The organism is Pseudoxanthomonas spadix BD-a59, from assembly GCF_000233915.3.
GTDB classification, from domain to species: Bacteria; Pseudomonadota; Gammaproteobacteria; order Xanthomonadales; family Xanthomonadaceae; genus Pseudoxanthomonas_A; species Pseudoxanthomonas_A spadix.
The window spans coordinates 3,327,100-3,346,226 of the sequence record NC_016147.2; the positions used below are offsets into that span (position 1 = coordinate 3,327,100).

At 70.0% G+C, this 19,127-nt stretch carries 15 protein-coding genes and 1 pseudogene; 8 read left to right on the forward strand and 8 right to left on the reverse strand.

Going from position 1 to position 19,127, the window contains the following annotated elements; translation table 11 throughout:
- Positions 1 to 133: 133 nt before the first annotated feature.
- Both DSC_RS15040 and DSC_RS15045 read left to right on the forward strand, forming a co-directional pair.
- Positions 134 to 1,516 carry an NAD(P)/FAD-dependent oxidoreductase gene (locus DSC_RS15040; protein WP_043291479.1) on the forward strand — a complete coding sequence of 461 codons (1,383 nt, stop codon included), beginning with the start codon at positions 134 to 136 and terminating at the stop codon, positions 1,514 to 1,516.
- On the forward strand, positions 1,513 to 2,526 hold the full coding sequence (locus tag DSC_RS15045) for a chorismate transformation FkbO/Hyg5 family protein (RefSeq protein WP_014162064.1): 1,014 nt from the start codon (positions 1,513 to 1,515) through the stop codon (positions 2,524 to 2,526). The genes DSC_RS15040 and DSC_RS15045 overlap by 4 nt, the downstream gene beginning before the upstream one ends.
- 201 nt (positions 2,527 to 2,727) lie before the next feature.
- Here the strand turns inward: DSC_RS15045 and DSC_RS15050 are convergent, their stop codons facing one another.
- Entirely contained in the window at positions 2,728 to 4,077 is a 1,350-nt protein-coding gene (locus DSC_RS15050; protein WP_014162065.1) for a class I adenylate-forming enzyme family protein, read from the reverse strand.
- A 48-nt stretch (positions 4,078 to 4,125) separates the two neighbouring features.
- The gene (locus tag DSC_RS15055) at positions 4,126 to 5,424 is read right to left on the reverse strand and encodes an AMP-binding protein (RefSeq protein WP_425476628.1); all 1,299 of its coding nucleotides are present in this window, start codon (positions 5,422 to 5,424) and stop codon (positions 4,126 to 4,128) included.
- Between the two features lie 331 nt (positions 5,425 to 5,755).
- Between DSC_RS15055 and DSC_RS15060 the strand changes: the two genes are divergently transcribed.
- The 3 genes from DSC_RS15060 to hemF are packed head-to-tail and all read left to right on the forward strand — an operon-like array spanning position 5,756 to position 9,835.
- The gene (locus DSC_RS15060; protein ID WP_014162067.1) at positions 5,756 to 8,140 is read left to right on the forward strand and encodes an alpha/beta hydrolase family protein; all 2,385 of its coding nucleotides are present in this window, start codon (positions 5,756 to 5,758) and stop codon (positions 8,138 to 8,140) included.
- Positions 8,141 to 8,196: 56 nt separating this feature from the next.
- Complete coding sequence (locus DSC_RS15065) at positions 8,197 to 8,823, forward strand: hypothetical protein (protein ID WP_148268155.1); 627 nt, start codon at positions 8,197 to 8,199, stop codon at positions 8,821 to 8,823.
- A 43-nt stretch (positions 8,824 to 8,866) separates the two neighbouring features.
- The gene (hemF, locus tag DSC_RS15070) at positions 8,867 to 9,835 is read left to right on the forward strand and encodes an oxygen-dependent coproporphyrinogen oxidase (protein WP_014162069.1); all 969 of its coding nucleotides are present in this window, start codon (positions 8,867 to 8,869) and stop codon (positions 9,833 to 9,835) included.
- A gap of 455 nt (positions 9,836 to 10,290) precedes the next feature.
- Here hemF and polA read toward each other — a convergent pair whose 3' ends face one another.
- Complete coding sequence (gene polA / locus DSC_RS15075; RefSeq protein WP_014162070.1) at positions 10,291 to 13,056, reverse strand: DNA polymerase I; 2,766 nt, start codon at positions 13,054 to 13,056, stop codon at positions 10,291 to 10,293.
- Between the two features lie 99 nt (positions 13,057 to 13,155).
- Between polA and DSC_RS15080 the strand changes: the two genes are divergently transcribed.
- The 3 genes from DSC_RS15080 (at position 13,156) to DSC_RS15090 (ending at position 16,389) form a co-directional block, all read left to right on the forward strand.
- Positions 13,156 to 13,485, forward strand: a complete 330-nt coding sequence (locus tag DSC_RS15080) for a DUF2782 domain-containing protein (RefSeq protein WP_014162071.1) — start codon at positions 13,156 to 13,158, stop codon at positions 13,483 to 13,485.
- Positions 13,486 to 13,737: 252 nt separating this feature from the next.
- Positions 13,738 to 15,432, forward strand: coding sequence for an FAD-dependent oxidoreductase (locus DSC_RS15085; RefSeq protein WP_014162072.1), 1,695 nt, complete (start codon positions 13,738 to 13,740; stop codon positions 15,430 to 15,432).
- Positions 15,433 to 15,495: 63 nt separating this feature from the next.
- Positions 15,496 to 16,389, forward strand: coding sequence for a ketopantoate reductase family protein (locus DSC_RS15090; protein ID WP_014162073.1), 894 nt, complete (start codon positions 15,496 to 15,498; stop codon positions 16,387 to 16,389).
- Positions 16,390 to 16,445: 56 nt separating this feature from the next.
- Here DSC_RS15090 and DSC_RS15095 read toward each other — a convergent pair whose 3' ends face one another.
- The 5 genes and pseudogenes from DSC_RS15095 to DSC_RS17455 form a co-directional block, all read right to left on the reverse strand.
- Positions 16,446 to 16,682: a hypothetical protein gene (locus DSC_RS15095; protein WP_014162074.1), complete on the reverse strand. Its 237-nt coding sequence runs from the start codon at positions 16,680 to 16,682 to the stop codon at positions 16,446 to 16,448.
- 87 nt (positions 16,683 to 16,769) lie between these two features.
- Positions 16,770 to 17,483 (reverse strand): glutathione S-transferase family protein, encoded by a 714-nt coding sequence (locus DSC_RS15100; RefSeq protein WP_014162075.1) that lies wholly within the window; start codon positions 17,481 to 17,483, stop codon positions 16,770 to 16,772.
- A gap of 66 nt (positions 17,484 to 17,549) precedes the next feature.
- The gene (locus DSC_RS15105) at positions 17,550 to 18,458 is read right to left on the reverse strand and encodes an O-acetylserine/cysteine exporter (protein WP_014162076.1); all 909 of its coding nucleotides are present in this window, start codon (positions 18,456 to 18,458) and stop codon (positions 17,550 to 17,552) included.
- Positions 18,455 to 18,868 carry a hypothetical protein gene (locus tag DSC_RS16980; protein ID WP_162470503.1) on the reverse strand — a complete coding sequence of 138 codons (414 nt, stop codon included), beginning with the start codon at positions 18,866 to 18,868 and terminating at the stop codon, positions 18,455 to 18,457. Before DSC_RS16980 ends, DSC_RS15105 begins: the two co-directional genes overlap by 4 nt.
- Positions 18,817 to 19,104, reverse strand: a pseudogene (locus DSC_RS17455) (DUF1615 family protein); the annotation flags it as partial. The pseudogene DSC_RS17455 and the gene DSC_RS16980, both read right to left, overlap by 52 nt.
- Between the last annotated feature and the right edge of the window lie 23 nt (positions 19,105 to 19,127).

Sequence of the window (19,127 nt, forward strand, 5' to 3'; positions counted from 1 at the left end):
CGAGGGTGCTTCCAGGGGGTGAAGGGGCGACACGATGGTGCATCGGACGCGCCCGTGCAACCGGCGGGCCGCGCGGCGTGCAGGCTATGATGATCGCTGGATCAGGATCGCCGCACGCGCAGGCCTCGCACGCATGACTTCCGCCACCGCAGACGCCATTGCGTTTCCACCCGGTCCGGGCCCCGCGTCCGGCGCAGCACCGCAGGCCACCCCGGATGTGCTGATCATCGGCGGCGGCCCGGCCGGCAGCACCGCGGCGATCCAGCTGGCCCGCGCCGGCTGGAAGGTCACCGTGCTGGAGAAGTCCCGCCACCCGCGCTTCCATATTGGCGAATCGCTGCTGCCCATGACCATGCCGCTGCTGGAAAGACTGGGCGTGATGGAGGACATGCGCGCGATCGGCACGCTCAAGCTGGGGGCCGACTTCTCCAGGGAGGACGGTGGCTACAACACCTTCCGTTTCGACCAGGCGCTGGATGCCAGATGCGGCTTTGCGCTGCAGGTGCCGCGCGACAGGTTTGACCGGATCCTGTTCGAGAAAGCCCGCAGCGAAGGGGTCGACGCGCACGAGCAGACCCAGGTGACCGCGGTGGACTTTGATGGCGACCAGCCCATCGTGTGGGCGCGCCAGGGCGAGCACCGCGTGGAAATCCGCCCGCGATGGCTGCTTGATGCCTCGGGCCGCGATGCGTTCCTGGGCACCCGGCTCAAGCTGCGCCGCAAGAATGCGCAGCACCAGTCGGCGGCGGTGTTCAGCCATTTCACCGGCGTGGCCCGGCGCCCGGGCGCCGATGCCGGCAACATCAGCATCTACCGCCACCGGCACGGCTGGATCTGGCTGATCCCGCTGCCGAACGATGTGACCAGCGTGGGCGCGGTGTGCTTTCCCGACTATCTCAAGACCCGCAGCGGCGAGCTGGAGGCCTTCCTGCACCAGACCCTGGCGCTGAACCCGGAGGTGGCCGAACGCATGGCCGGCGCGGTGCGCGTGGCGCCGGTCCACGCCACCGGCAACTATGCCTACGACTCGACCCGGATGAGCGGCCCGCGCTGGCTGCTGCTGGGCGATGCCTATGCCTTTGTCGATCCGATGTTCTCCTCCGGGGTGCACCTGGCCATGCACAGCGGCGAGCACGGCGCGGCGATGGTCGATGCCGCCCTGCGCGCGCCCCGCCGCGCCCCGGCCCTGCGCCGGGCCCTGCAACGCCGCCAGGACGCAGGGGTGCGCGAGTTCAAATGGTTCATCTATCGCTTCACCTCGCCGACCATGCGCCTGCTGTTCGCCAATCCGCGCGACTTCCTGCAGGTCGAATCGGCGCTGGTGGCAATGCTGGCCGGCGATGTGTTCGATTCGCCGCGGGTCAAGCGGCGCCTGCGCCTCTTTCGCCTGATCTACGGCGCGCACGTGTTGTCGATGGTGCCGCAGGCATTCAAGGCCTGGCGTCGGCGCAGGTGCCAGCCTGCCGAAGGCTTCCGCGGCGAGACCCTGCAGCCGGACCCGGCAGGCCAGGCATGAGTCATCCGCAGTCCACCAAGGCGCCGCGACCGGTCGATGCGACCCGACTGCACGTGGATTACCTGCCGGCCGAGCAGCTGCCGGCGCTGCTGGACGATGACCGCCTGCTGGCCGTGTTCGGCTTCGGGCCCGAGGCACCCGGCAGCGACGATCCGCGCTATCTGCGCGTGCCGCTGACCCCGCTGGGCGCCGCGCCGCTGGAAGTCTGGCGCAGCACCCGGCCGGTGGTGCGCGGCCGCGATGGCGCGATCGCCTGGGCCAGCGACGGCACCCTGCAGTTCGGCGCGATCCAGATCGACGAAACCGACGGCGACATCGAGGACGCCACTGCGCAGGCCTATGCACTGCTGACCCGGTTCGTCGCCAGCAGCGCCACCGCGCACCTGTTGCGGATCTGGAACTCCCTGGATGCGATCACCGAGGGCGAAGGCGACCAGGAACGCTATCGCCGCTTCTGCGTGGGCCGCGTGCGCGGGCTGGGCCAGTTCGACACCCGCCACCTGCCGGCCGCCACCGCGATCGGCCGGGTCGATGGGGTGCGCACGCTGCAGGTCTACTGGCTGGCGTGCAACCGGCCCGGCACGCCGGTGGAAAATCCGCGCCAGGTCAGCGCCTATCGCTATCCGCGCCAGTACGGCCCGCAGCCGCCGAGCTTTGCCCGGGCGATGCTGCCGCCGGCCAGCGTCGATGCGCCGCTGCTGTTGTCGGGCACCGCGGCGGTGGTCGGCCACCGGACCCTGCATCCACAATCCACCCGGGCGCAGCTGGAAGAGACCTTTGCCAATTTCCAGGCGCTGATCGCCAGCGCGCGCCGGCATGCACCGGCGCTGCCGGCCGCGTTCGACGCCGGCAGCCGGCTGAAGGTCTACGTGCGTGAGGCAGCCGAACTGCCGCTGGTCGCCGGCCTGCTTGAGGCATCCCTGCCGGCCGAGGTGCCGCGGGTGCTGCTGCACGCGGCGATCTGCCGCCGCGACCTGCGGGTCGAAATCGACGGTGTGCACGGTTCGTGACTGGCCCCCTCGCGGCGAAGGCGTTAGGTAAGGCTTCATCGCCGCTGTAGCGGCTCCCACACCTCGCCCAACGGACCCGACCCGTTCGCCTGCCCGCTGCGGGAATGCGATTCGATGACCCGGGTGCCGCCATGGGCAAGAAGTCGCCGCGGGCCGAAGCCGGCGCGGCCTGTCGCGCATCGGCTCGTTGCCGGCGGTCTTTCATGTCGGTTCCCCGAGCAGGCGCAGCAACTGGGCCCGCGACAGCTTGCCGGTGTCGGTGCGCGGCAGGGCGTCGACGAAGCGGATCCGGCGCGGCAGGAACACCGGGTCCATCACCCCGCGCAGGCAGGTCAGCAGCTCGCCTTCGGACAGGTCCCGGGCCACGACCAGGGCGGCGGTACGACGCACCTTGCCGGGCCGATCCAGCTGCACCATCACCGCGTCACGCACGCCGGGCACGGCCAGCAGGCGGCCGGTGAGCTCGCCCAGCGAGGCACGCTTGCCGGCGATCTCCAGCAGGTCGGCCTGGCGCCCGCGCAGGTGGAAGCGGCCATCGGCGTGGACTTGCATCAGGTCGGCCAGCGCCACCGGCCCGGCCAGGTGTGGGGCATGCACCAGGGTGCCGTCCGGCTGTGGCTGCAGCCAGACCCCGGGCAGCGGCGTCCAGGCGGTTTCCAGCGCGGTGCGGCGGCAGGCGAAGATGCAGGTCTCGGTGGAACCGAAGATCTCGCGCAGCTGCCCGCCAAAGCGTGCCTCGAAGGCCTGGGCCAGCGCCTGCTCCAGCACCGCGGTGGCCGACACGCAACCGGCGATCGGCGGCAGCGCCACGCCCGAGTCCACCAGCGCGCGCAGATGCATCGGGGTGCTGATCAGCATGCGCGGCGCCGGCACCTGCTCCAGCGCGCGCGCCACGTCCTGCGGGAAGAACGGGCGGCCAGCGTGCAGGGTGGCATTGCTCAGCAGCGGCACCATCACCGACTGCTCCAGGCCGAACATGTGCTGGGGCGGCACCGTGGCCACGATGCTGGGCGTGCGCCCGTCCCACAGGTCGGCCATCGCCGCCACCAGCTGCGCGGTGCTGGCCCGGAACTGGCTCAAGGTCTTGGCAAACGCCTTCGGCGCGCCGGTGCTGCCGGAGGTGAAGGCCACGGCGAACACCGCATCGGGGTCCACTTCCGGCACCGGCCCGTCGGCCTGGCCGAGTGGTTCCGGCAGGCGCCAGTAGGGGGACGGCGCAGTCTCCAGCGCCTGATCGCCCAAGGCATAGCTCCCCGCCTGGCGGGCCAGCAGCTCTGCCACCACCGCCGGGGCACGCGAAGGCGGCAGCAGCGTCACCTGTCCGCGCAGGGCCACCGCGCACAGCGCCACCAGGAAGCGATAGCGGTCCTGGCACAGGTTGACCGCATGCTGGCCGGCCGGCAGCTGCGCGGCCAGTGCGCGCACATGGCCGTGGAAGGTGGCCACGGTGATCTCGCCGCCGCCGCTGCGGGCGATGACCCGCTGCAGCGGCCCGATCCCCAGCGCGCAGGGTCGTGGCGGGCGGGAAGAGCGCTCGATGACAGCCGACATGGGTGATGGACTCCTCATTCGGTCAACGCAAGATCCGGCGCGCCGTGCTCAGCACTCCAGCAGGCGCAGCGCCGCATCGCGCGGCAGCTTGCCGGTCTCCCCGCGCGGCAACGCGGCGACCAGGCGGATGCGCCGCGGCAGGAACACCGGGTCCATCGCCTCGCGCAGCTGCGCCAGCACCTGCTGTTCGCTCATGCCGGGGGCAACCACCAGCGCGGCGATGCGGCGCACGCCCATCTGGTCCGGCTCCAGCTGCAGCACCGCCCCGTCGCGCACACCGGGCACGGCCAGCAGGCGCCGGGTGAGATCGGCCAGCGAGGCGCGCTTGCCGGCGATCTCCAGCAGGTCGGCCTGGCGGCCGCGCAGGTGGAAGCGGCCGTCGGCCTGGACCTCCATCAGGTCGGCCAATGCCACCGGCTGCGGCAGGTGCGGGGCATGCACCAGGGTGCCATCGGGCTGTGGCTGCAGCCACACCCCGGGCAACGGCGTCCAGGCGGTTTCCAGCGCGGTGCGGCGGCGGGCGAAGATGCAGGTCTCGGTGGACCCGAAGGTCTCGCGCAGCTGCCCGCCAAAGCGCGCCTCGGCCGCCTGCGCCAGTGTCTGTTCCAGCGGTGCGGTGGCCGAGACGTAGCCGGCCAGCGGCGGCAGGGTCACGTCCGATTCGACCAGCGCGCGCAGGTGTACGGGGGTGGTCACCAGCAGGCGCGGGGCGGGCATCTGCGCTAGCGCGGCGGCCACGTCCTGGGGGAAGAACGGCTTGCCGCCGTGCACGCAGGCATCGCCGAGCAGCGGCATCACCACCGACATCTCCATGCCATACATGTGCTGCGGCGGCACGGTCGCCACGATGCTGGGCGTGGCATCGCCCCACAGGTCGGCCACCGCGCTCAGGTTCTGCGCATTGCTGGTGCGGAAGGCCGCCAGCGTCTTGGGAAACGGCTTGGGGGCGCCGGTGCTGCCGGAAGTGAAGCCGATGCACACCACCGCGTCCTCGGACACTTGCGGCACCGGGCCCTGGACACTGGCCAGCGCGGCCGGCAGGCGCCAGTAGGCGGCCGGTGGCGGGTCGATCGCCGCATCGCCCAACGCATAGGTTTCGGCATGGCGCTCCATCACCTCGGCCACCACCGTCGGTGCGCGCGAGGACGGCAGCAGCGTCACCTGCCCGCGCAGCGCCACTGCGCAGAAGGCGACCAGAAACCGGTAGCGGTCCTGGCAAAGGTTGACCGCGTGGCGAGCGGCCGGCAGCTGCGCGGCCAGGGCACGTACATGGCCGTGGAAGGTGGCCAGGTCGATGGCCTGGCCGCCGCTGCGGGCGATGACGCGCTCCAGCGGGCCCACGCCCAGGGCGCACATGCCTTGCGCGCCGGACGCTGAGTGGATGACGGCTGACATAGATAGAAGGTCCTGCTTCCCCATTGCGATCCGGCGCAACGATGCCGGAAGTCCAGTCGTACTTTGGCCGTTGCAAGCCGGGCGGGCAAGCCGCGGTGTGTAGGGCGGGTCTTGACCCGCCATTGCCATGCCGGTACCGCTACGTCGGTTGAAGGAGTGAGTTGGCGGGTCAAGACCCGCCCTACCGCCCTACCGCTCGCCCGTGACCGTGGGCCCGGGCGGCGCTCCCGGGGCGGCTGCTACCCTTTCCCGCTTGCCTGTCTTCCCCGGATTGATCCTGCCGATGCGCCTGTCCGCTGCCGTGTTGTCCTGCCTGATGCTGTCGCCCGCCGCCTTCGCCCAGGCGCCCGCCAGCACGCCGCTGACCATCGAGCAGGTGATGGCCGACCTGGACTGGATCGGCCCGCCGGTCGAGGACGCCCGCTGGACCTGGGACAGCCGCGCCGTGGAATACGCCCTCAAGCGCAACGGCTCGCCGATCCGCGACACCTTCCGCCAGGAGCTCTCGGCCAGTGCGGCCACGCGCGTGGCCGACGATGCCCGCCACACCCTGGGCGCGCCCGGCGCGGTGTTTGATGGCAAACGCCAGCACCAGGCCTTCGTGCGCAATGGCGATGTGTTCGTGCGCAATCTGCGCAGCGGCGCACTGACCCAACTGACCCGCACGCTGGAGGAAGAAACCGCGCCACAGTTCGGCAGCGATGGCGCGCTGGTCTGGCGCGTGGGCAACCAGTGGTGGCACTGGAACGGCACCTCCGTGGCCCAGGCCGCGCAGGCCAGGGCCGAGGACGATCCGGACAAGCCGAAGTCCGAGGACCTGCTGCGCGAACAGCAGCTGCGCACCCTGTCCACCCTGGCCCACGACCGCGACATGCGCCAGGCGCTGCGTCGCCAGGAAGACCGCTGGCGCAAGGCCGACCCCAGCCGCGCGCCGGCGCCGGTGTACCTGGGCAGCAAGGTCCAGATCGAACAGACTGCGCTGTCGCCCGACGGCCAGTGGCTGCTCATCGTCACCCAGGAAAAAGGCGCCGAGGCCGGCCGCGCGGGCAAGGTGGCGCACTACGTCACCGAGTCCGGATACGCCGAGGACCAGGAAGCGCGCACCCTGGTCGGCCGCAATTCGCCGGTGCCGCAGGCGCTATGGCTGGCCGACATGCGCACCGGCACGGCCAAGCCGCTGTCCTTCGACGCCCTGCCCGGGATCACCAGCGATCCGCTGGCCGGGCTGCGCAAGGCCGCCGGCAAGGAACCGATCAAGGGCAACCGCGCGGTGCGGGTGGAAAGCGACGGCGATGGCAGCGGCGCGGCGATCCAGTGGAGCGCCGATTCGCGCAATGTCGCGGTGCTGTTGCGCGCCACCGACAACAAGGACCGCTGGATTGCCGGGGTGGACCTGGCCAATGCGCGCCTGCAGGTGCGCGACCGGCTGACCGACCCGGGCTGGATCAACTGGAGCTTCAACGAGTTTGGCTGGCTGGCCGACAACGAGACCCTGTGGCTGCTGTCCGAGGCCAGCGGTTACTCGCAGCTGTACACCCAGCGCGGGACCGAAAGGCCCAGGGCGCTGACTTCGGGCCAGTGGGAGGCCTCGGCGCCGGTGCCGGCCGCCGACGGCGACCGGTTCTACTTCCTGTGCAACCGCACCGCACCCGGCCGCTACGAGGTCTGCCAGGTCGACCTGAAGACCGGCAAGGTGGCCGAAGTCACCGCGCTGGACGGCGGCGTGGAGGGTTTCAGCCAGTCGCCCGACGGGCGGTGGCTGCTGGTCCAGTACTCGGCCAGCTACCTGCCCACGCAGCTGGCGGTGGTGCCGGCCAACGGCGGTGCGGCCAGGGTGTTGACCGACACGCGCACGGCGGCCTACAAGGCCCAGCCGTGGATCCAGCCGCAGCTGGTGCAGGTGCCATCCCGGCACGGCGCCGGCACGGTCTGGGGCAAGTACTACGGACCGGCGCGGACGGTGCCGGGCAAGCGCTACCCGATCGTGATGTTCGTCCACGGTGCCGGCTACCTGCAGAACGCCATCGCCGGCTATCCGCCCTACCCGCGCGAGCAGATGTTCCACAACCTGCTGGTCCAGCAGGGCTACCTGGTGCTGGACCTGGATTATCGCGGCAGCGCCGGCTACGGCCGCGCCTGGCGCACGGCGATCTACCGCAACATGGGCCACCCGGAACTGGACGATTACCTGGACGGCCTGGATTGGCTGATCGCCCATCACCAGGGCGACCGCGACCGCGCCGGCATCTACGGCGGCAGCTACGGCGGTTTCATGACCTACATGGCGCTGTTCCGCGCGCCGGGCGTGTTCAAGGCCGGCGCCGCGCTGCGCCCGGTGGCCGACTGGACCCAGTACAACCACCAGTACACCTCCAACATCCTCAACACCCCGGACCTCGACCCGCAGGCCTACAGGATCTCCTCACCGATCGAATACGCCGACGGGCTCCAGGACCGCCTGCTGATCGCCCACGGCATGATCGACGACAACGTGTTCTTCAAGGATTCGGTGGACATGGCCCAGAAGCTGATCGAGCTGCACAAGGACAACTGGTCGCTCGCACCGTATCCGCTGGAGCGCCACAGCTTCACCCGCGCCGATTCCTGGCTGGACGAGTACAAGCGCGTGCTGGACCTGTTCAACGATGCGCTCAAGCCGGCGCCATAGCGGCACCGTGCTGCAGGCGCGACGATTGCTGCGCCCATTGAGCCCACACTGATCGCATGAACGCACCGTCCCCGCTGCCCGCCTCACCGACGCCATCGCCGGGGATGCCGCCAGGCGATGGCGCCCGGGGTTTCGTCACCGGGTTGGCCTGGATCAGCATTGCGATGGGCGCCCTGGGCGTGGGCTCGGGCCTGCTGGAGCTGCTTGCGGCCCAAGCCAGCACCGCCGAAGGCGTGCAGCAGCTGCTGGGAGCCCTGGGCGGCGGCGCGCTGGCGCTGCCGCCGATGCTGCGCTGGACCCTGGAGCACAGCGTGGAGATCAGCCTGGCCGGGATCGTCCTGTCCGCGCCGATGCTCTGGCTGGGCTGGGGCCTGCTGCGCCGCCGGGAATGGGGACGCGTGGGGTTCATCGTCTTCCTCGCCATCGGGACGCTGTTGACCTTCGGCCTGATCTGGCTGGTCCCGGAAGTGCTCGACCAGACACTGTCGATGCAGTTGGACCTGCAGGCGCCAGGCCAGCCGCTGCCGCCGGAGCTGGCCGGGGTGGAGGACGCGGCCATGGTGATGAGCCTGGCCGTCGCCTTGGTCCTGGCCGCGCTGCACGGCGCGATCATCTGGACGCTGTGCACGCCGGCGGTGCGCGGACAGTTCGCCGCCGCCGGCGCGGCGCCGCGCGGCGATTGATCGCGATCAATGCCGCCGCAAGGGCGGCCCTTACACTGCGCACATGAACGATCTCGACACTGTCCGCGACTACCTCACCGGACTGCAGGACCGCATCTGCGCGGCCATCGAAACCGCCGACGGCGGCGCCCGCTTCATCGAGGACGCCTGGAGCCGCGCCCAGGGCGGCAGTCCGTCTCCACCGGTTGCCGCAGACCGCGCCGGCCCGAAGCTGGCCGGTGGCGGGCGCACCCGGATCCTGCGCAATGGCGCGGTGTTCGAGCAGGCCGGCATTGGCTTCTCCGACGTGTCCGGCAGCACGCTGCCGCCTTCGGCGACGGCCGCGCGTCCGGAGCTGACCGGCGCCTCCTGGCGCGCGGTCGGGGTCTCGCTGGTGTTCCACCCGCACAATCCGCACCTGCCCACCACCCACGCCAACGTGCGCCACTTCCGCGCCGAGCGCGAGGGCCAGACGGTGGCCTGGTGGTTCGGCGGTGGCTTCGACCTGACCCCGTTCTATCCGGTGGACGAGGACGTGCTGCACTGGCATCGCACCGCCCGTGCGCTGTGCGAGCCCTTCGGCGGACAGGCCCGCTACGAGGCCCACAAGAAGTGGTGCGACAGGTATTTCTTCATCAGGCACCGCAACGAGACCCGCGGCGTGGGCGGGCTGTTCTTCGACGACCTGCAGGACGATTTTGCGCGCGACTTCGGCTACCTGCAGGCGGTGGGCGATGGATTCCTCGACGCCTACCTGCCGATCGTGGCCGCGCGCAAGGACACCCCGTACGGCCAGCGCGAGCGCGATTTCCAGCTGTACCGGCGTGGCCGCTATGTGGAATTCAACCTGGTCTACGACCGCGGCACGCTGTTTGGCCTGCAAAGTGGTGGGCGCGCCGAGTCGATCCTGATGAGCCTGCCGCCGAACGTCCGCTGGGAATACGGCTTCACTCCGCAGGCCGGCAGCGCCGAAGCACGCCTGGCCGACTATCTGGTGCCGCGCGACTGGCTGAGCGAGTTGCAGCCGCAGTAGGCATAAGGGATTGCATCGCGCGGGCAAAGGCTCGCCCGGTCGCGCGCATAAAAAAGCCCCGCAGAGCAGGGGGGGCTCGGCGGGGCCAGGGTACGGAAGCCTGGGGAGGGGCTCCGTACCAGAGACCGGCCCCAGGGGATGGGGGGCGGTCCGCGACAGACCTTGCATCTGTCGAGGGACATCAGAACATTCGCTGCATGGATGAATCGTGAAGATTCCGGTTAAAAACCCGTTGGATTTAAGGCATATTCAGATCATAAACTTGCCAGTTCTGAAATTATTTTCCCGTCAATGCACAAGCGCCTGTAACTGCTTGTTTTCCGGTTGTATGGAGCCTGCTTTTGAGACGCTGCGATGCATGCATTGCACGACGCTCGCGCAACCGGCATGAACCTGTGCGGGTCTCCGGATTTGCGGGGACGCGCGGCCACTTGCTGCGCACGCGTACCCACCTGTCAGTGGGCTTGATCCCAGTTGTCGCCGACCCCGCAGTCCACTTCCAGCGGCACGGCCAGGGTCGCGGCGCCGGCCATCAGCGCGCGCACCTGCCCGATCAGGGGGTCGACGAAATCGGCATCGACCTCGAACACCAGTTCATCGTGGACCTGCAGGATCATCAGCGCCCGGTCGGCGTGGTTGGAGAGCCAGCGGTCCACGCTGACCATCGCGCGCTTGATGATGTCCGCCGCGGTGCCCTGCATCGGCGCGTTGATCGCCGCGCGCTCGGCGCCGGCGCGCTGGCCCTGGCTGCCGGCGTTGATGTAGTCCAGGTACAGGCGGCGGCCGAACACGGTTTCCACGTAGCCCTTGTCGCGGGCCTGGCGGCGGGTGGCCTCCATGTAGTCGCGCACGCCCGGATAGCGGCTGAAGTACAGGGCGATGTAGTCCTGGGCCTCGCCGCGGCCGATCGACAGCTGCCGGGCCAGGCCGAACGCGCTCATGCCGTACATCAGGCCGAAGTTGATCGCCTTGGCGGCGCGACGCTCGTTGCCGGTCACTTCTTCGAGCTTGCGCCCGAAAACTTCCGCGGCGGTGGCGCGGTGCACGTCCACCCCCGACTCGAACGCGCCGACCAGCCCGGGATCGCCGGACAGGTGGGCCATGATCCGCAGCTCGATCTGCGAGTAGTCGCAGGCCACCAGCTTGCGGCCCGGCGGGGCGACGAAGGCGCGGCGGATGCGACGGCCGTCCTCGGTGCGGATCGGGATGTTCTGCAGGTTCGGATCGGACGAGGACAGCCGCCCGGTCGCCGCGCCGGCCTGGTGATAGCTGGTGTGGACCCGGCCGGTGTCCGGGTGGATCATGTCCGGCAGCTTGTCGGTGTAGGTGCTGCGCAGCTTGGCCAGGCCGCGGTACTCCAGGATCACCCGCGGCAGCTCGTGCTGCTCGGCGATGGCCTCCAGCGCTTCCTCATTGGTCGAGGGCTGGCCGGTGGGCGTCTTGACCACCGCCGGCAGGCCCAGCTCGTCGAACAGCAGCGCCTGCAGCTGCTTGGGCGAATCCAGGTTGAAGCTGCGCCCGGCCAGCTCGGTGGCCTTGCGCTGGGCGGCGAGCATGCGCCTGGACAGGTCCGCGCTCTGCCGGCGCAGTTCGTCGGCGTCCACGCGCACGCCATTGGCCTCGATCCGCGCCAGCACCGGTACCAGTGGCATCTCGATGTCGCGGTAGACCGATTCCAGACCCGGCTCGGCGGCCAGCTTCGGTGCCAGGACCCGGTGCAGGCGCAGGGTGATGTCGGCGTCCTCGGCGGCGTAGCCGGTGGCATCGTCCAGGGCGACGTGGGCGAAGGCGATCTGCTTGGCGCCTTTGCCGCACAGGTCCTCGTACTTGACCGTGTCGTAGCCCAGGTAGCGCCTGGCCAGACTGTCCAGGTCGTGGCGGGCGCTGCCGGAGTTCAGCACGAAGCTCTCAAGCAGCGTGTCCTGGGCATAGCCGGCCACCTCCACGCCATGGCGGCGCAGCACGTGCAGGTCGTACTTGCCATGCTGGCCGATCTTTTCGATGGCCGGATCGGTCAGCAGCGGGCGCAGCGCGTCCAGCACCGCGGCGCGCTCCATCTGCACCGGCGCGCCGGGATAGTCGTGGCCGAACGGCACATAGGCGGCCCTGCCGATCTCGGCGGCCAGGCTCAGGCCGATCAGGTTGGCCCGCATCGGGTCCAGGCTGTCGGTCTCGGTATCGAAGGCAAAGCGCCCGGCGCCCTTGAGCGTGGCGATCCAGGCGTCCAGCTGTTGGCCGGTCAGCACGGTTTCGTACTGACCGGCGGCGGCCAGCGCCGGATCCAGGTCGGCGGCCGTGGCCGGCAGCGGCGCGGCCACGAAACCGCTGCCGCGGGCGCGGCCGGGTTCCTTCTCGCTGACCGCGCCGGCCGGTGCGCCGCCGTCCAGGTCCTTGAGTGCCTGGTTGAAGCCGTAACGGGTGTACAGCGCGCGCAGGTCGTCCACGTGCTGCTCGCGCAGGACTAGGTCCCGCGCGGCCACCTGCAACGGCACATCGGTCCTGATGGTGACCAGCGTGCGGTTGAGCGGCAGGCGCTCAAGCGCCGCGCGCAGGTTCTCGCCGATCTTGCCCTTGATGCTGCCGGCGTTGGCGATGACACCTTCGAGCGAGCCATATTGGCTCAGCCACTTGGCCGCGGTCTTGGGGCCGCACTTGTCCACGCCGGGCACGTTGTCCACGCTGTCGCCCATCAGCGAGAGCAGGTCGACGATCTGCTCGGGGCGCACGCCGAACTTGTCCATCACCGCCGCATCGGAGTCCATGCGGCTGCCACTCATGGTGTTGACCAGCTCCACGCCCGGGCGCACCAGCTGGGCGAAATCCTTGTCGCTGGTGGAAATGGTCACCTGCAAGCCCTCGGCGTGGCCCTGCAGCGCCAGCGTGCCGATCACATCGTCCGCCTCCACCCCTTCCACGCGCAGGATGTCGATGCCCAGCGCATGGACGATGGCGCACATCGGCTCGACCTGCGCGCGCAGCTGGTCGGGCATGGCCGCGCGATTGGCCTTGTAGGCGGGGTACAGCGCGTCGCGGAAGGTCTTGCCCGGCGCGTCGATCACGAAGGCGATGTACTCGGGTCTCTCCTTGAGCGTGGCGCGCAGCATGTTGACCACCCCGAACAGCGCACCGGTGGGCTCGCCGGCAGCATTGGTCAGCGGCGGCAAGGCATGGAAGGCGCGGTACAGGTAGCTGGAACCATCGATCAGCACGAGTCTTGTCATGAATCAATTCTACGCCGCAGGCCCTGGCCGGCCGCCCGTCACACCTGCGTGGCCGTGGCGACGGATAATCGGATCCCATCCTTCAAGCGAGCGTCCGCCATGAGAACCCCGACCCTGCTGATCCCGCTGTTGCTGGCCGGCGCGCTGCTGATGACCGGATGCGCTTCGACGCGCGGCCAGGGCGATGCAACCCAGGCGGTCAGCGAGATGGACCTGACCAATGCCGCGGTGGCCGTGCGCACCGAGGCCAACGGCGATGTGATCCAGGAATACCGGATCGCCGGCACCTTGCGCATGGTCAAGATCACCCCGCGCCGGGGTCCGACCTACTACCTGTACGACGATGACGGCGACGGCAGGCTCGATCGCAGCAACGCGCCCAACCGGGGTGACATCTCGCCGGTGTACTGGAAGCTCTACGGCTGGTGAGCCGGCTGCCGGCTGTGCGCGCCGGGTTCAGCATCCATTGCGCGGCGCGCTGGCTCAGCTCCCGGCGCACAGGCGCACAGGCGCACAGGCGCACAGGCGCACAGGCGCACAGGCGCAGACGAACACATGAACCTCCTTGCAGATGACCGGAGACCGAACCTGACCTGTTTGTCATGAAGCCGGCGTTGTCATGGGAACTGAGGCCAGGCATGCCAGGCATCAGCGACCTTCTTTCATTCAGGACTGTCTCCCATGTTCATCGATGCCAAGGCGCTGCCCCGCAACGCGATCGTCCGCTCGGATATCTGCATCGTGGGGGCGGGGCCGGCCGGGATCGCCCTGGCCACCGAGCTCCGCCATTGCGGGCTGCGGGTGACCCTGCTGGAAAGCGGCGGCTTGAACGAGGCCTGCAGCGAGCGCGGCCAGCCCGATAGCGGCTCGGTCTTCGAAGGCCATCGCGGGCTGCACACCACGCGCCGGTTCGGCGGCAACGCCAACCTGTGGCTGGTCGATGCCGGCCTGGGCGCCAACCACCTGCGCCTGGCCACCCTGACCGCGGCCGATTTCGAGCAGCGCGCCTGGATCGCCAACAGCGGCTGGCCGCTGACCCTGGACGAGCTCAAGCCGTACTACGCGCGCGCCCAGTCCTGGTTCGAACTGCCGCAGCGGCACTACGGCCCCGGCGACTGGGAAGGCGCCGATGCACCGCGCCTGCCGCTGCATGGCAGCGGGCTGCGCACCAGCATGTTCCAGTTCGCCGACAAGGACGTGGTGCTGAAGAAAAACCGCGACCTGATCGGCGCCTCCGGCGACATCACCTGCTACTACCACGCCACCGCCGCGCGCCTGGCCATGGACGAGGCCGGCGCGCGCGTGAGCGCGGTCCACGCGTGTGCGCAGCCGGGCCACGCGCTGGTGTTCGAAGCCGACACCATCATCCTGACCCAGGGCGGGCTGGCGACCCCGCAGCTGCTGCTGGCCTCCAACGACCGCCAGCGGGCAGGCATCGGCAACCAGCACGATCTGGTCGGCCGCTACTTCATGGACCATCCGCTGATCTTCGGCGGCACCTTCACCCCGGTCTCGCGCAAGCTGATCGACCGCATGACGCTGTACGACCTGCGCCGCATCGATGGCAGCTCGGGCATGGGCCACCTGCAGCTCACCGATGCCACCCTGCGCGGCGAGCCCTGCGTCAACCTGAGCACCCTGCTGTTCCCCCGCCGCAGCATGTCGCGCCGGCGCGAGATCGGTTTCCGCGCCTCGCAACGCGTGCGTGATGCGCTGGGCAAGCGCGGGCGGCTGCGCAAGCGCGACCTGCTGGCCATGCTGTACGGGCTGGACGGGGTGGCCCAGCAGTACAACGACCGGCTGCTCAAACCGATCTCGCACCTGGGCGTGGGCGGCTGGTCCAAGGCCGGAACGCCCAGCCATCGGCTGGACTATTTCGAAGTGCTGCACCAGGCCGAACAACCGCCGCGCCACGACAACCGCGTGCGCCTGGGCCAGGAGCGCGACGACCTGGGCAACCGCCTGATCGACATCCAGTGGCGCTGGCACGACCAGGACATCGCCATGGTCCACAAGGCGCAGGACATCGTGGCGCGCGAACTGGCGCGCAGCGGCGTGGGCACCTTCAACATCCGCCGGCCGTTCGAGATCAAGACCAGCTCCACCACCCATTACCTGGGCACCACGCGCATGCACGAGGACCCCCGCCGTGGCGTGGTCGACCGCGATGGGCGCGTGCACGGCGTGGACAACCTGTTCATCGGCGGCTCGGCGGTGTTCCCCAGCAGCGGCTATGCCAATCCGACCCTGACCATCGTGGCGCTGTCGCTGCGCCTGGCCGACCGCATCCGCGCACAGGCGCAGGCGCAGGCCGGCCAGCGTGGCATCGACGTGGCGCCCGGCGCGGCGCATCGTGATGGCGCACGCAGCCGTTAGGGCTCCGGTGCGGGCCGCGATTGGCTAAAGTCGTCGGCCCTTGCTGCAACAGGATCTGGACGCATGCACATCGCGGTCATGGGCGCCGGTGCCGTGGGCTGCTATTACGGCGCGCTGCTGGCGCGCGCCGGCCATGCGGTCACATTGATCGGCCGGCCAGCGCTGGTCGAGGCGGTGCACGCGCACGGCCTGTGGCTGGAATCGGCCGCCTTCACCGGCCCGGTGCCGTTGCAGGCCAGCACCGATCCAGCCGCAGCGCGCCAGGCGGAGCTGGTGCTGTTCTGCGTCAAGTCCGGTGATACCGAAACCGCCGGCGCGCAGCTGCGCCCGCATCTTGCGCCCGATGCGCAGGTGCTGAGCCTGCAGAACGGCGTGGACAATGCCGCGCGCCTGGAGCAGGTGCTGGGGCGCTCGGTGATCCCCGCCGTGGTCTACGTGGCCACCGAAATGGCCGGACCTGGCCAAGTCCGCCACCGCGGGCGCGGCGACCTGGTGATCGGCCCCTCGCCGCGCAGTGCGGCGCTGGCCATGCAGCTGGGCCAGGCCGGCATTCCGACCACGGTCTCGGACACCGTGCACGAGGCGCTGTGGGCCAAGCTGGTGATCAACTGCGTCTACAACGCGCTGTCGGCGATCGGCCAGCAGCCCTATGGGGCGTTGATCCAGGCCGAGGGCGCGCGCCAGGTGATGGCCGATGTCTTTGCAGAGTGCCTGGCCGTGGCCGGCGCCCAGGGCATCACCCTGCCCGAAACAATGTGCCAGGACACCGTGGCCATCTCGGTCAGCATGGCCGGCCAGCGCTCCTCCACCGCCCAGGACCTGGCCCGCGGCAAGCCCAGCGAGATCGACCACCTCAACGGCAGCATCGTCCGCCTGGGCGCCGCCTGCGGCATCGCCACCCCGGTCAACCGCAGCCTGTGGTGCGTGGTGAAGCTGCTGGAAGCCCGCGCCGGGTGAAGCGGGCTGCATCGCGCCCGCACGCCCGCCCGAGCTTCCCCCGCTTGCAAGCGCCATCAGCCGTTGCGTCGATACACCGCCGCATTGATGCACGAGAGCACGCTGACGATGAACCACCCAAACGGCAACAGCGACAGGGTGATCAGCCAGGTGATCACGAAGGCCGCGCAGGCCACCACGAACCACAGCACCGCCGAGATCAGCCGCCCCTGGACCAGCTGACCCAGGCCGGGGATGAAGAAGCTGCAGATGGCGGCAAGCACGTTGCCGGTCGAACCCTGGCCTTCACTCATGACGATGATTCCTGTTGCGCAACGGTGGGCGCCGATGCTCGGCGGCGGGCGCGGCGGGGGCCAGTGCCTGAGGTCATGCCGGCCTGCTCAGCCAAGGGACGGGATCTGCAGCCCGCGCTGCACGGCAGGACGGGCCAGGCCGCGTTCGAGCCAGGCCGCGACCCGCTTGAAATCGTCGAAACCCACCAGCTCGCCCGCCTGGTAAAAGGTGATCAGGTTGCGCACCCAGCCCAGGTGGGCGATGTCGGCGATGGTGTAGTCGCCGCCGACGATCCAGTCGCGGCCCTCGAGCTGGGTCTCCAGCACGCCCAGCAGGCGGCGCGATTCGTCCACGTAGCGCTTGAGCGGTCGCTTGTCCTGGTACTGGCTGCCGGCGAATTTGTGGAAGAACCCCAGCTGGCCAAACGTCGGGCCGATGCCGGCGGCCTGGAAGAACACCCACTGCAGGGCCTGCCAGCGCAGCTGCGGATCTTCGGGGATCAAGCGGCCGGTCTTGTCGGCCAGGTACGCCAGGATCGCGCCGGATTCGAACAGGCCCAGCGGCCGCCCGCCCGGCCCGGCCGGATCGATGATCGCCGGGATCTTGCCATTGGGATTGAGCGAGAGGAATTCGGGCGTATGGCTCTGGTCGGCGCCGATGTCCACCAGGTGCGCCTCGTAGGGCAGCCCGGTTTCCTCCAGCATGATCGAGGCCTTGACCCCGTTGGGCGTGTTGAGCGAATACAGCTGGATGCGGTCGGGATCCTTCGCCGGCCAGCGCGCGGTGATCGGGAAGGCGGACAGATCGGCTGGATCGGACATCGGCATGGACTCCACAGGGGCGCAGCGGCGCACCGTAGCGGCCAGCGGCGTAAGGCCCTGTGTGGCTCAGCCGGCAGGTGTGGCGCGGCGCGCAAGCCAGCGCGCCCCGAACACGTTGACCGCCAGCCCGGCCATCACCAGCGCCCCGCCGATCCACTGCAGCCGGCCCAGGCGCTCGTCCAGCAGCAATGCGGCCGAGCTCAGCCCCACCACCGGCACCAGCAGCGAGAACGGCGCCACCTTGCCGGCCGGATAGCGCGACAGCAGCCGGCTCCACAGCCCGTAGCCCAGCAGCGTGGCCACGAAGGCCAGGTAGAACAGGGCTCCGACCGCGCTCCAGTGCAGGTGCCGCAGCGAGCGGGCGATCAGCGCCGGGCCTTCCCACCACAGCGACAGGGCCAGGAACGGCAGCGGCGGCACCAGCGCGCCCCAGACCACCAGGCCCAGCTGGTCCACCCCGCCAAAGCGCCGGGTGATGATGTTGCCCGCACCCCACATCGCCCCGCCGCCCAGGGTCAGCAGCACCGCGCTCAAGGGCGTGGCCTGGCCGCTGTCCAGCCCGATCAGCACCAGGCCCGCCGCGGCGATGGCCAGCCCGACCAGGCTGGCCGCGCGCAGCGGCTCGCCCAGGAACGCCGCAGCAAAGAACAGGGTGAACAAGGCCTGCGACTGCAGCACCAGCGAGGCCAGCCCGGCCGGCATGCCATGGGCCATGGCCTGGAACAGGAACACGAACTGCCCCAGCGAGATGGTCAGCCCATAGGCGATCAACCAGCGCCAGGGCAGCGCCGGACGCCGCACCAGCAGCACCGCGGGAAAGGCGGCCAGCACGAACCGCAGCGCGCCCAGCAGCATCGGCGGCAGGCCGTTCAGGCCCACCCGGATCACCACGAAGTTCAGGCCCCACGCCACGATCACCACCAGCGCCAGCAGCAGGTCGCCTGGCGCCATGCCGCGCTCGGCGCGCGCGGTCATTCGACCGCAGCGATCCGCATGCCGTAGGGCGCCAGCATCGCGTTCAAGCGCGGTAGCACGGTGTCGTCGTCGTCGCAGGTGCTGTCCTCGATCGGATCGACGCGACGCATGAAGGCGTTCCAGAATTCGCCGGGCGAGGGATGCGCGGCGACCAGGGCCGGCAGGTCCTGTTCCAGCGCGCCCAACATGGCGTCGAGTTGCTGCGGTGATGCGTATTGGCTGGCCATCGTGTTCAAGGCAGTCATGGGGGAGGTCGCAGGCGCCGCACGCCGGACCGACATGATAGACCGCCCCGGTGAAAGGGCCAGCACGGCGGGCTGGCACGGCCGGTTCCAGCGCTGCGACAACGACGCCTCGCTCAGCGCTTCATGCAGCGCTGCCAGCGCGCGTTGACCGGCCTGGCAAGCCATGCGGAGGTCAACGGGCGGGTGATCCTGGGGCTTTCCGGCACGATGCCCGGCAGCAACCGCGCGCGGCCGTGGCCGGACCGATGCCGCATCGGCCAGTGCGAACGCGCGCGTACAGCGCGGTGTGCTCGAAGGCCAGCGCGCGCGCCGCCCGTTCGGTCCCGCCCAGCACCCTTCTGGAAAGCCGCGTTGCGGCTGGCGTACCAGCCGGCATTGAAGGCGGCGAAGCGGTACGGCAGCCCTCGTAATGGGCGCTACCCGC

Excerpts from the sequence above, each read along its gene's own strand:
- DSC_RS15105 (WP_014162076.1), bottom strand. The coding sequence starts at position 18,458 with ATGACCGCGCGCGCCGAGCGCGGCATGGCGCCAGGCGACCTGCTGCTG.
- DSC_RS15065 (WP_148268155.1), top strand. The coding sequence starts at position 8,197 with ATGAACGCACCGTCCCCGCTGCCCGCCTCACCGACGCCATCGCCGGGG.
- DSC_RS15040 (WP_043291479.1), top strand. The coding sequence starts at position 134 with ATGACTTCCGCCACCGCAGACGCCATTGCGTTTCCACCCGGTCCGGGC.
- DSC_RS15045 (WP_014162064.1), top strand. The coding sequence starts at position 1,513 with ATGAGTCATCCGCAGTCCACCAAGGCGCCGCGACCGGTCGATGCGACC.
- DSC_RS15095 (WP_014162074.1), bottom strand. The coding sequence starts at position 16,682 with ATGAGTGAAGGCCAGGGTTCGACCGGCAACGTGCTTGCCGCCATCTGC.
- hemF (WP_014162069.1), top strand. The coding sequence starts at position 8,867 with ATGAACGATCTCGACACTGTCCGCGACTACCTCACCGGACTGCAGGAC.
- polA (WP_014162070.1), bottom strand. The coding sequence starts at position 13,056 with ATGACAAGACTCGTGCTGATCGATGGTTCCAGCTACCTGTACCGCGCC.
- DSC_RS16980 (WP_162470503.1), bottom strand. The coding sequence starts at position 18,868 with ATGGCTTGCCAGGCCGGTCAACGCGCGCTGGCAGCGCTGCATGAAGCG.
- DSC_RS15060 (WP_014162067.1), top strand. The coding sequence starts at position 5,756 with ATGCGCCTGTCCGCTGCCGTGTTGTCCTGCCTGATGCTGTCGCCCGCC.
- DSC_RS15090 (WP_014162073.1), top strand. The coding sequence starts at position 15,496 with ATGCACATCGCGGTCATGGGCGCCGGTGCCGTGGGCTGCTATTACGGC.
- DSC_RS15085 (WP_014162072.1), top strand. The coding sequence starts at position 13,738 with ATGTTCATCGATGCCAAGGCGCTGCCCCGCAACGCGATCGTCCGCTCG.
- DSC_RS15100 (WP_014162075.1), bottom strand. The coding sequence starts at position 17,483 with ATGTCCGATCCAGCCGATCTGTCCGCCTTCCCGATCACCGCGCGCTGG.
- DSC_RS15080 (WP_014162071.1), top strand. The coding sequence starts at position 13,156 with ATGAGAACCCCGACCCTGCTGATCCCGCTGTTGCTGGCCGGCGCGCTG.
- DSC_RS15050 (WP_014162065.1), bottom strand. The coding sequence starts at position 4,077 with ATGTCGGCTGTCATCGAGCGCTCTTCCCGCCCGCCACGACCCTGCGCG.